The organism is Novipirellula sp. (assembly GCF_041583735.1).
Taxonomy (GTDB): domain Bacteria; phylum Planctomycetota; class Planctomycetia; order Pirellulales; family Pirellulaceae; genus Novipirellula.
Genome location: NZ_JBFHFD010000248.1, coordinates 1 through 11,655, shown reverse-complemented (window position 1 = coordinate 11,655; position 11,655 = coordinate 1). Strand labels below are relative to the sequence as shown.

Annotated in this window: 8 protein-coding genes; 7 read left to right on the top strand and 1 reads right to left on the bottom strand. The window is 54.8% G+C overall.

Translation table 11 applies throughout. The features are described 5' to 3' along the window. Nucleotides 1–41: 41 nt before the first annotated feature. From purL to ABX962_RS18305, 5 genes are all read left to right on the top strand, one after another. The gene (gene purL, locus ABX962_RS18325; protein WP_372721483.1) at nt 42–2,987 is read left to right on the top strand and encodes a phosphoribosylformylglycinamidine synthase subunit PurL; all 2,946 of its coding nucleotides are present in this window, start codon (nt 42–44) and stop codon (nt 2,985–2,987) included. Between the two features lie 49 nt (nt 2,988–3,036). Then, on the top strand, nt 3,037–4,065 hold the full coding sequence (locus tag ABX962_RS18320) for an ATP-binding protein (protein ID WP_372721482.1): 1,029 nt from the start codon (nt 3,037–3,039) through the stop codon (nt 4,063–4,065). A gap of 470 nt (nt 4,066–4,535) precedes the next feature. After that, the gene (locus tag ABX962_RS18315) at nt 4,536–5,663 is read left to right on the top strand and encodes a DUF1559 domain-containing protein (RefSeq protein ID WP_372721481.1); all 1,128 of its coding nucleotides are present in this window, start codon (nt 4,536–4,538) and stop codon (nt 5,661–5,663) included. 250 nt (nt 5,664–5,913) lie between these two features. Further along, nucleotides 5,914–6,381 carry a hypothetical protein gene (locus ABX962_RS18310; RefSeq protein ID WP_372721480.1) on the top strand — a complete coding sequence of 156 codons (468 nt, stop codon included), beginning with the start codon at nt 5,914–5,916 and terminating at the stop codon, nt 6,379–6,381. Between the two features lie 53 nt (nt 6,382–6,434). Next, entirely contained in the window at nt 6,435–7,208 is a 774-nt protein-coding gene (locus ABX962_RS18305) for an endonuclease/exonuclease/phosphatase family protein (RefSeq protein WP_372721479.1), read from the top strand. A gap of 290 nt (nt 7,209–7,498) precedes the next feature. Here the strand turns inward: ABX962_RS18305 and ABX962_RS18300 are convergent, their stop codons facing one another. Then, the gene (locus tag ABX962_RS18300; protein WP_372721478.1) at nt 7,499–9,577 is read right to left on the bottom strand and encodes a YgiQ family radical SAM protein; all 2,079 of its coding nucleotides are present in this window, start codon (nt 9,575–9,577) and stop codon (nt 7,499–7,501) included. A gap of 436 nt (nt 9,578–10,013) precedes the next feature. Here ABX962_RS18300 and ABX962_RS18295 point away from each other — a divergent pair, with 436 nt between their 5' ends. Both ABX962_RS18295 and ABX962_RS18290 read left to right on the top strand, forming a co-directional pair. After that, nucleotides 10,014–10,403, top strand: a complete 390-nt coding sequence (locus tag ABX962_RS18295) for an Hpt domain-containing protein (protein WP_372721477.1) — start codon at nt 10,014–10,016, stop codon at nt 10,401–10,403. A gap of 2 nt (nt 10,404–10,405) precedes the next feature. Beyond that, entirely contained in the window at nt 10,406–11,503 is a 1,098-nt protein-coding gene (locus ABX962_RS18290) for an HD domain-containing phosphohydrolase (RefSeq protein ID WP_372721476.1), read from the top strand. Nucleotides 11,504–11,655: the final 152 nt, after the last annotated feature.

Sequence of the window (11,655 nt, the reverse complement as noted above, 5' to 3'; positions counted from 1 at the left end):
TACACTTCACTTCGAAATTTTGAAATACTGGAAACGCAACCATGCCGCTTTGGCAAATTGATATTTATCCGGCCGAAGGTCAAGTCGATCGTGAAGCCAAGCGAACCCAAGAAGAAATTCACGAACTTGGGCTGCATGACAATGTGGACGTCGACTGTGCCCGCAGCTTTTTGATCCAAGGTGATTTCGCTCACGAGCAAGCGGTCCAGCTTGCCAACACCCTGCTGGTGGACGCCGTTACCGAACGTTCGGTCGTGGCGATTGCCGGCCAAGACGTGCTTAACGAGCCGCCCGGTGACAGTTTGACGCTCGTCAATGTCCTGCCCAAGCCAGGCGTGATGGACCCGGTGGCCGCCAGTACGATTGCGGCAGCCAAGGACATCGGGTTCAACGTCGACGCCGTGCGGACGCTTCGCAAGTTTTGGATCAGCGATGTGGACGATTCGGTGCTCGATGCAATTTGTCGCCGAGCACTCTCGAACGACTCGGTCGAGCAGGTTGTGGTGGGACCGCTCGAAATGGACCAGCTTGATGTCGGATCGGCCGGCCAGTTCGAGCTCAAGACGATTCCAATTCGCAAGCTCAGTGATGCGGAACTCGAAACGCTTTCCAAAGAAGGCCAGCTCTATCTGACGTTGGTCGAGATGCAGACGATTCGCGATCACTTTGAATCGATTGGTCGCGACCCGACCGACATCGAACTCGAGACCGTTGCCCAAACGTGGTCCGAGCACTGCAGCCACAAAACGCTGGCCGGTCGCATCCATTATCGCGGCCCCGGTGCCGACGGGACCCCCGAGGCGGACGAGCGTCAGTACGACAACATGCTCAAAGAAACGATCTTTGCCGCCACGCAAACGATTCGCAAAACACTTGGCGATAACGATTGGTGTGTCAGCGTGTTTAAAGACAACGCGGGCGTCGTCACCTTTGATGACGAGTACCATGTTTGTTTCAAAGTCGAAACGCACAACCATCCCTCTGCACTGGAGCCTTATGGTGGTGCGAACACAGGACTCGGCGGCGTCATCCGTGACCCAATGGGCACCGGGATGGGCGCCAAGCCGGTTTGCAATACCGACGTGTTCTGTTTCGCGCCGCCGGACACCGATCCCACCGGTTTGCCACCTGGCGTGCTGCATCCTCGGCGGGTGATGAAAGGGGTGGTTTCCGGAGTGCGTGATTATGGCAACCGGATGGGCATTCCGACCGTCAATGGCGCGGTTTACTTTGATCGTCGTTATCTCGGCAATCCCTTGGTGTATTGCGGCAACGTCGGCATCATTCCCGTTGGCATGGAAGAAAAGGAAGTCCAGCCTGACGATTTGATCGTGGCGATCGGTGGACGCACGGGCCGTGATGGAATTCATGGCGCAACATTCAGTTCAGCGGAATTGACCAGCGAATCCGAATCGCTCTCCGGGGGTGCGGTGCAAATCGGTAACGCGATCACCGAAAAGATGGTGCTCGAGGTGTTGATGCAGGCTCGCGATCGGGGACTGTTTAACGCCGTGACCGATTGTGGTGCGGGTGGTTTTTCGAGTGCGGTGGGCGAGATGGGCGAAAAGCTCGGCGCCGAAGTCTGGCTCGAAAAGGCGCCGCTGAAATACGAAGGTCTTAGCTACACCGAAATCTGGATCTCCGAAGCGCAAGAGCGAATGGTCTTGTCGGTGCCGCAAGATTCGTGGGACGAACTTCGCGAGCTTTGCGAAAGCGAAGGGGTTGAAGCGGCGATTCTAGGACGCTTTGCTGCGACCGGTCGTCTGCAACTGACTTACCACGGCAACGTTGTCGGCGATGTGTCGATGGAATTTTTGCACGATGGACGACCGCCGATTATTCGCGATGCTGTCTATCACCCCGCACCGACGACGAAGGCCAAATTGCCATCGCTGGACGATGCTGGTCATCGCGACGTGCTGTTGAAAATCATGGGCAGCCTGAACGTCGCCAGCAAGCACTGGATCATCCGCCAATACGATCACGAAGTCCAAGCGGGCAGCGTCGTCAAACCGTTGGTCGGGCCGATGTGCGATGGTCCAAGCGATGCGGCGGTTGTCAAACCACGACTGGAAAGTCGTCGCGGTTTGGTGATTTCGTGCGGCATGAATCCTCACTACGGTGACTTTGACACCTACCACATGGCAACCTCGGCGATCGACGAAGCGATGCGAAACGCAGTGGCGGTTGGTGCCGATCCGGCCAAGGTCGCGATCCTCGATAATTTCTGTTGGGGGTACACCGATCGCTCCGAAACACTCGGTTCGTTGGTCCGCGCCGCGATCGCGTGCCAAGACATGGCGGTCACGCTGGGGACTCCGTTTGTCAGTGGTAAAGACAGCCTGAACAACGAGTTCAGCTACAACGATGCGGATGGCAATCGTCAAACGATCGCCATCCCGCCGAGCTTGCTGATCAGTGCGATGGGGCAAATTGATGACGTCGCCAAAGCGATCACGATGGATGCCAAGGCGGCGGGCAATGCCGTCTTCTTGGTCGGCGAAACCAAATCGGAACTCGGTGGATCGCACTTGTTGCTTTCCCTCGGACTCGATGGCGGTCAAGTGCCAACGGTCGACGCGGTGCGAGCCAAGAATACCTTTGCCGCAGTCCATCAAGCGATCGGTGGACGCATGATCCGCGCCTGTCACGATTTAAGTGAAGGCGGTTTAGCGGTCGCCGCGACCGAAATGGCGATGGCTGGCGGGTTGGGAATGAGTTTGAATATCGACGCGATCTGCAAGAAATCGGGGCTCTCGGCGACCGAGGTGATGTTCAGCGAGTCAAATACCCGCTTCCTTTGCGAAGTACCAAGCGACCAAGCAGACGCATTTGCCGAGCTGTTCGCAAAGGCAGCTGTTTCTGCGACACGGCTTGGTACAATGGACGGCTCCGGCAAATTGGCGATCATGACCGATGCCGGACCTGCGCTAAGCGTTTCGCTGGCCGATGCCAAGGCAGCTTGGCTGAAGCCGCTGAACTGGTAGTCCCCTCCTTCCCCGATCACCCGCCGCATTGAAAACCGACGAAACCACAATGATTTCAGCGATCGAAAGAGCCGCATACACCGTTGTTGTCTCGCGAGGTCAATCGCGGAACCCGCAGAAACGGGCGATCGAGCAACAGCTCGCGGACGCCGCCGCGAACATCGACGGCGTCGATGTGTTGGTGGTTCCCCATTTGTACGACTTGCCCAAAACGAGCGAGTCGTATCAGCAGTTGTCGCAGATCGAAGGCGATTTGATCGTTTTTTCGTGGATCTATTCGCGTGCGGCGCATTGGGTTCTCGATCGCAACGGTGTCCGCGGCCAATTGGTCGAAACGGAATTGGGCGAGGCGGTTGCGGACGAGTCGGATGGTGAAGCCGAACAGGCCGTCAATGGACAAGCAAACAATGCGGAGGACTCCGACGACGGCGTCGACCGCGTCGCGACGTTGTATCCGCGGCCGGACCGCAACATCCACTGTATCGACTTGAAGCTTGCGGGTGATGCCGAGCCGTATCTCAACGAGTTAAAGCGTATACTCGGTCAACCGACCGAGGACAACTCGTCACCAAAAAGTTTGCCGATCATTGGCGGCAAGTTGGTTGAGGTTGAAGAGCAGACATCGCGTCGTTGGTACCCGGTGATCGACTTCAGCCGCTGCACGAACTGTATGGAGTGTGTCGACTTTTGTTTGTTTGGGGTTTACGGCGTCGATGCAGCCGAGACGATTTTAGTGGAACAGCCCGACAATTGTCGCAAGGGATGTCCAGCGTGCAGCCGCGTCTGTCCTGAAAACGCGATCATTTTTCCACAGCACAAGGCGCCCGCAATCGCCGGCGCCGAAGTCGAAGGGGACGAAGGCTTCAAGATTGACTTGTCGCAATTGTTTGGTGCGCCGTCGGGCAGCGACGATCCGATCGCAACCGCGGCACGCGAACGCGACGAGCAGTTGTTATTGGCGGGCCGTGACACCGTCGGAATTGACGACCAATTGCTCAAGCGGCAACAGCAGCACGCCGCCAAACCCAAAGACCAACTCGACCGCCTGATCGATTCCTTGGACGACTTCGATCTGTAGCGAGCAATAAACGCAGACTCTATTGTAACGGAAGCCAAAAAGCGTTTCGATCAGCGACGCTCTTCCTAGCCATGTAGCTCAGCTTCTCTCTCGATGCGGTATTGGCGGCCGCACACTGCCCGATTCGCATGCATAGTGTGGCCAGTTGTAAACGACGGCAAGTATGGTTGTCGCGATAGTACACTGAGAATCCAAAAGGATGAAAGATCCTTGATAGGGATTCACTGTAGCAGAGAAATATTTGTTACAAACCAACGGTCACCAAGTCTTCGAGATCGATCAAGAACACAGGTCCTGGCGTTGGTGCAGTCCGTCTTACTCGACAAATCGTTGTCAAGCGAGAACTTCACGAGAATTAAACGCGAATCCGCTTGAGGTCTATTGGCGGAGCAATAGAATTCGCAACTGTTGTCTCACACTCGTTGATGAGTGGAGAACTCTCGTTTTAGGTTTCGATCAAGGAACAGAAGATGGTGGTGCGAATACACAATCTGCGAGGTTTCACTTTGGTGGAACTGTTGGTGGTTATTGCTATTATTGGCGTTTTGGTCGGGTTGCTTCTGCCAGCAGTTCAAGCTGCAAGAGAAGCAGCACGCCGCATGCAATGCAGCAACAACATGAAACAACTAGGACTCGCAGCACACAATTTCGCGGATACCAATGGTGGAACACTCCCGCCAGGTTGTCGTGACTACAATTTCATGACTTGGGCAACCTTCATTCTCCCGTTCATTGAGGAAACCAATCGCTACGACCAAATGAGCGTTTCTTATGTGCCGTATGGCGCGACGACGGGGACGGGAGGATTTGTTTATGATTCAAGCAACCTTTCCGAAGGCGGACGCTATGATCGTAAGCAGAATGTTGCTGCCTGGGGAGGAGCGGAGGGCGGCGTCTCTAGTTTCAAGTGTCCTAGCAGTACGGAAAATCCGTTTCGCGTCGGTTCCAATCTCTGGCCGAAAATTAATTACGTCGCCTGTATCGGACAAACGGCCGTCGGTAACGCTCAAGAACAAACGGGCTCCGTCATCGCGGGGGGGACGAATTGGCGAGTATCGAACTACTATGGTTTGAAGAGAATCGGTGGCGACCCCTCGGATGTCCTGCTAGAACAGGGGGCCCTGTTTGGCAACGGCGTCGGTCCCATCGGCGGCACCGCTCAGTCACGCACAGACGCCTTCGCAAAGCAACGCGGAGAGCGAATGGCTTCCTGTACCGACGGTCTCTCCAATACTGCTTTGTTCTCTGAAGTGCTGCAAACAGGGGGTGGGGCGACGCCCCACGCCAGCTACAGTGACTTTCGCGGTAGCATCCGTGGGGAAAATGCATTTTTCTCGACCTACTACGAACCCAACACTCCCCAGCCGGATGAGATGATGTCGGCCTCCTACTGCCAAAGCACCAAGGACGCTCCCTGCATCGCAGAAAATGCTCCTGCAGGTTATGCCGTTCGTATCTCGGCGCGTAGCTATCACCCCGGCGGGGTCAATATGGTCCGCGGCGATGGAAGCGTCACTTTTGTCACAGAAAGCATCAACCGCGAAATTTGGCGTGCGACCGGTACCTCCCATGGCGGCGAAGTCGTTGTACTGGAGTAGCCTCTTCCGGGATCGTTTCACGTTACCTCGTACCAAGTGTGCATCCGCGAATCAGAACGCGGGTCAAAAATCAACGGACAGTGCTTGCTTCTGCAGTAGGCCAGCAACTGCCGTGACCATGCGATAGCCACACGCCGAGTTGTCTAGGTGCTGATCAATTCTAAATTCTTTAAGTCAAAGTGAGACAGGTTGTCGGATGAAATCCACATCAACACAGAGAAATCTCAGGCATCGATTTGTATCAATCGCGATGCTTTCGTTGTCGCTCGTACCAAATAGCGGATGTTCCACCCCCTCTAATCCGGACGGGCGTGAAAACGTCAGCGGCACCATTACACTCAACGGATCACCTCTTGATGGAATGGCGGGGATTGTATTTTCTCCGACGGTGGTAGGGAGCAATGGCGGTGGCCAAGGTCAAATCAGTAATGGCCAATACGCACTTACGGGGGCCAACGGGGTCAAGCCGGGAACTTACATCGTTCGCATTACAGCAAGCGTCGACTTTGATAAGAAAACGGGGAAACAAGCCGATAATACAATCCAGTTTGGTAGCGAAGTCCCCGTGGATGTCGTGCCACCGGAATTCAATCAGCAAAGCACGATCGAGTTCGAAGTCGTCTCAGGAGCAGGAAATGTCTTCGACTACGATATCAAAACGGACTATGTCCCCGAGATGCCAATGAACGCAAAGACGAAAGAAGCTATTCCGCTCTGACTGATCACTGAGGTAACACATTGCTTCCCAGCAACACGCCATTCAGCCTTTCCTTGCTGCTTTTATCTGTCTGTTTGTTTCAAACGACGTGGTTGCAGGGACAGGATTCTGACTCGCCGAATCGACTGACCATACTTAGCTACAACATCCATCATGGCGAGGGGACGGACGGCCAGATCGATCTTCACCGATTGGCGAGAGTCATCCGCCAAACCGATTCTGACTTAGTCGCAATTCAGGAGGTTGATAGGAACACTCAGCGAACCGGATTGGTTGACCAAACCGAGACACTTGCCACCCAAACCGGCCTGCACGGCAGGTTCGCAAAACAGTTGGACTATGATGGCGGCGAGTACGGCCAAGCAATCCTTTCAAAACATCCGCTCGAAGCGCTCAGCGTGCACTGGTTGCCGGGAAAACCGGACCGCGAGCGCCGGATTGTAGGGGTTGCTGACATTCAGTTTCGAGAGATCAGGTTACGTTTTGCGACAACGCACCTGCATCATGCTCGTGGCGACATCCGACGAGAGCAAATTGAAGAGCTCAATCGGTTGTTCGCTCAAGATTCTCTGCCGGTCATTCTCGCAGGTGACTTCAATGCAACGCCTGATTCACTGGCGATTCACAAACTGAAACAGAAATGGCGAATCGCGGCCTTCGGATCATTGCTTACGTTTCCCGCTAACTCACCGAAGCGGCAACTCGATTACGTTGCCATGTACCCGGCAAACTCGTGGAGAATCGTCAATACTGAAGTTGTGGACGAATCGATCGCTTCGGACCACCGTCCCTTGCTAGTCGAAATTGAATGGGCTAGTCGAAATTGAATGGGCCAGTCGAAATTGAATGGGCCAGTCGAAATTGAATCGGAAATCGAATAGCGGAGCGTTATGCAATCGTCAGGTCTTGATTTCAGTGTTCGCAAAAGAAAAGCATGTGCAGACATAGTATATTGGTCGCTGGATCAAAACTTCCCTCGTCCACTACGGCCAACCCTAACTTTTATCGCTGACAAACCATAAGTGCATCTTTCAACGCAAGAATTTGGGTGTTTCAATACGGTCTGATAGGACTCGTGTGACCAAAGATCTTTAGCAAGATCCACGACGGAAGGCGGTTAATTTGCGCCGCGGCGGTCGGGGCGATAGCCGGTGCTTTTGCGGTCGCGGCGTTTCTTCTTGCTGCCCTTCTTCTGCTCGCCACTGCCCGCGGCATCCGGCTTGGCAATCGTGTGCACGTAGTCGCCTCGGAACCGTTTGTTCGCGTCTTGACGTCGCGCTCGGATCGCTTCTTGAGGTGGTTTCGACGGGATCAATCCATCACAACCGTCACCGATCAAATCGGTGCGGCCGACCGAACGCAAAGCCTCGCGGACTTCGAAGTAATTCTCCGGTTTGAAGAATTGCATCAATGCCCGTTGCATCTTCCGCTCTTTCATCGCCTTGGCAATGTAGACCGGTTTCTTGGTAAACGGGTCAAGCTCGGTGTAATACATTGTCGTGGCAATATCCAGCGGAGCGGGGATAAAGTCTTGCACCGCGTCAGGCTTGTAGCCATTGCGTTTTAAGAACAACGCCAACTCGATCATCGCACGCACATCGCTGCCGGGGTGTGATGCGATGAAATAGGGAACGATAAATTGCTTTTTGCCAACTCGTTGCGACTCTTCTTTGAAGACGTCGGTGAAATGTTCAAAGTCGTCGTTCTTCGGCTTCCGCATCTTGTTCAGCACGCCAGCGTCGACATGCTCCGGTGCCACTTTGAGCTTGCCGCCCACGTGATGCGCCGTCAATTCCTTCAGGTACTCGGGCGATGTACGCGCCAAGTCCATTCGAATCCCGCTAGCGACAAGCACCTTCTTGATGCCTGGCAGATTTCGCGATTCTCGCATCAGTTCAATCACCGGCGTATGATCCACGCCCAACAGTTTGCAGATCTTGGGATGCACACACGATTGGCGACGACAAACCGCTTCGACCTCGGGTTTGGTACAGTTCATCTGGTACATGTTCGCAGTCGGACCGCCGATATCGCTGACCACTCCTTTGAACGATTTGTCCTTGGTCATTTTTGAGATCTCGCCAAGGATCGATTCTTTGCTGCGCGATTGGATGATCCGGCCTTGATGTGCCGTGATCGAACAGAACGTGCAACCCCCGAAACAACCACGCATGATCGTGACCGAGTTCTTGATCATCTCATACGCGGGAATCGGTTCCTTGTAACTCGGGTGAGGACGCCGGGTATAGGGCAGCCCGTAGATCTGGTCCATTGCCGCTTCGGAAATCGGCGGTTGTGGAATGTTACAGACCACGGTTTGAGTGCCATGGTTTTGCACCAACCGTCGTGCGTTGTAGGGATTGGTTTCGTTGTGAATGATACGAGTCGCTTCTGCGAACGCTACTTTGTCACGAGTGACCTCGTCAAAGCTGGGCAGGGTCAAGGCGTCCTCGGGAATCGCGTCGGACTCGGATGCCCCGAGCACATAGGCGACGCCGAGCATGTCGCGGAGCGATTTGACGTCCTCGCCTGCTTCGAGTCGTTGGGCAATCTCGACGATCGCGTTCTCGCCCATCCCAAAAGCGACAAGGTCGGCTTTGCTGTCCAACAAGATTGAGCGTTTGACTTTGTCACTCCAGTAATCGTAGTGAGCCAATCGACGCAGCGAGGCTTCGACACCGCCGGCGATCACGGGGACACCCTTGTAGGCTTCACGTGCACGTTGGCAATACGACAGCGTGGCGCGGTCAGGCCGCAAGCCGATCTTTCCGCCCGGCGAATAAGCGTCGTCGTTACGGACCTTTTTGTTCGCAGTGTAGTGGTTGATCATCGAGTCCATGTTGCCGGCGCTGATGCCAAAGAACAAACGTGGACGACCGAACGTTTTCCATGGATCACACGATCGCCAATCAGGTTGGCTGACGATGCCGATGCGGAAACCGGCCGCTTCGAGCGTCCGGCCAAGAATCGCCATCGCAAAGCTGGGGTGATCGATGTAGGCATCGCCGGTGACAAACACGATATCGAGCTCGTCCCAACCACGCTGGCGAGCCTCCTCCATGCTCATCGGCAACGGGCGAGCGGCCACTGGGCCCGTCGGGGCGCGGCCTCCCGCAGCCAAATCGGACAAGTAGTCGCGTGGCATCGCAGGAGCGGGCGAATTACTGCTGGAAGGATCAATAACCGGTAACTGCATCAAAAAACTGGTTTATTAGAGTGCGGGTTGATTTACGAGCGGGGCTCGAGGGCCGATGAGAATTCGCGACGGCGAACCCATTGTAAGGCGAAACCCCCAATCCGATAGCGATAATCTGTGATCTGCCCGATGAGTCATCGCGAAAGAGCCAGACGAGTCATCGCATAAGGGCTCGACGGGGCATCACAAAAGAGCGGATGGCGAGACTGGATGTTAGGTGGGGGGGGTAGCAGTCCACGCGGGACGAGTCCAATTATGCCGGTTAAGGCGACTGAGCCGTGGGGGGGGATGGAGTCATTGTTTCGGTTCACCGAATAAATGAGCGAAAAAGGGGCAATGGGGCTAAAGCGGAAGCTAGCGTTTGCTTGACACGGTGGGGCACCGTGTAGACATCGGGTATCCGGTGACTGAACTCGTTTGTAATTTGAGTGTTCTGATGACCACTACCGAACCATCCATGCCGATTATCGATCGCGAGCAATTAATTCAGCGAATGATGGGAAGTGCAGAGATGGCGAAACGGATGCTGTGTCGATTTGTTGAGACGTCGCGAAACGAATGCGACCTGATCGAATCCACGGTGCGGATGGGGGATAAAAGTTCACTCGCCTCGCTAGCCCATCGGCACAAAGGAACCGCTCAAACGATGGCGTCCGCCCGCGTGGCTCAAGTGGCCGCCGCGCTCGAAACACGGGCTCATTGTGATGAAACCTCCGAGTTACTCGCCATGGTGGATGAACTGCGTTCGCTGCATTGCGAGGTCCGCGCGTTTTTGAGTGATGAGTTTTCAGTGAGCGTTCCTTCGGATCGTGGAGAGCAGAAATGACCATGAAATTAACTAGTAAGACGACTCATATCTTGGTCGTTGATGATGACCCGATCGCTGCGGAAACGCTGCGACATGCACTCTCGTACTTCGGATACTCCACTGCCGTTGCGGCCGATGGGGTCGAGGCGCTGCGCTACGTTCGCACCGGCAAGTATCGAATGGTGATTTCGGATGTCGAAATGCCGCATATGAATGGCATCGATCTGTGTCGCGAGATTCGCCGACGCAATTCGTGCGACTACACCTATGTCATTTTGTTAACTGGACGCTGCGACACCGAAAGTGTCGTTGAGGGGCTCGATGCCGGCGCCGACGATTACATCGCCAAACCGTTCAGCCCCAGCGAAATGTTGATGCGAATTCGTGCAGGCGAGCGACTTTTGCTGCAAGAGAGCCGCGAGTTAATGATTTTTGCGCTCGCCAAGTTGGCTGATAGCCGCGACAACGAAACCGGCAGCCACCTCGAGCGAATCCGCGAATATTGTCGATTGCTATGCGTCGAGCTTTCGACATGGCCCAAATTTCAAGAGACCATTGACGGGATCTACATCCAATCGATCTACGAAACCAGTCCGCTGCACGACATTGGCAAGGTCGGCATTCCCGATCGCATTCTGCTCAAACCGGGAAAATTGACGGCCGAGGAATTTGCGGTCATGACTCAGCATGCAAAGATTGGTGGCGACACACTCCGCTCGGTCGTGGACGCTCATCCCGAATCGACGGTGTTGCATATGGCTTATGAAATCGCGATGACCCATCACGAACGCTGGGACGGAACCGGTTATCCGAACGGTTTGGCGGGCGAGACGATCCCGCTTTGTGGACGTATCGTGGCCGTCGCGGATGTTTATGACGCGTTGACCAGCGAACGCGTTTACAAGCCGGCGTTTTCCCATGACAAGGCGGTCGAGGTGATCAAAGAAGGTTCGGGATCGCATTTCGATCCCGATATGGTCACTGCGTTCCTGAAGCTCGAGGACGAGTTTGCCAAGATCAAAGAAAATCTCAATGACGCTCTGGAAACCGAGGATTCCGAATTTCTGCCGTTGCTACGCACTCCGTCAACTCCATCGTGGGCGTTACAGATTAACTAATCCCACCCACACACAATGACGAGCCATCGAATCGGATTATTACTTCGATTCATGCTAGCCCGAACAACCCCACCGACCGATTGAATCCCAATAGTCGTTGTGCGTAGCAGAATCGCCGCGCGTCAATTGATGGGGCTGAAAGAATCAAGGAC

Excerpts from the sequence above, each read along its gene's own strand:
- purL (WP_372721483.1), top strand. The coding sequence starts at position 42 with ATGCCGCTTTGGCAAATTGATATTTATCCGGCCGAAGGTCAAGTCGAT.
- ABX962_RS18320 (WP_372721482.1), top strand. The coding sequence starts at position 3,037 with ATGATTTCAGCGATCGAAAGAGCCGCATACACCGTTGTTGTCTCGCGA.
- ABX962_RS18315 (WP_372721481.1), top strand. The coding sequence starts at position 4,536 with ATGGTGGTGCGAATACACAATCTGCGAGGTTTCACTTTGGTGGAACTG.
- ABX962_RS18310 (WP_372721480.1), top strand. The coding sequence starts at position 5,914 with ATGCTTTCGTTGTCGCTCGTACCAAATAGCGGATGTTCCACCCCCTCT.
- ABX962_RS18300 (WP_372721478.1), bottom strand. The coding sequence starts at position 9,577 with ATGCAGTTACCGGTTATTGATCCTTCCAGCAGTAATTCGCCCGCTCCT.
- ABX962_RS18295 (WP_372721477.1), top strand. The coding sequence starts at position 10,014 with ATGACCACTACCGAACCATCCATGCCGATTATCGATCGCGAGCAATTA.
- ABX962_RS18290 (WP_372721476.1), top strand. The coding sequence starts at position 10,406 with ATGAAATTAACTAGTAAGACGACTCATATCTTGGTCGTTGATGATGAC.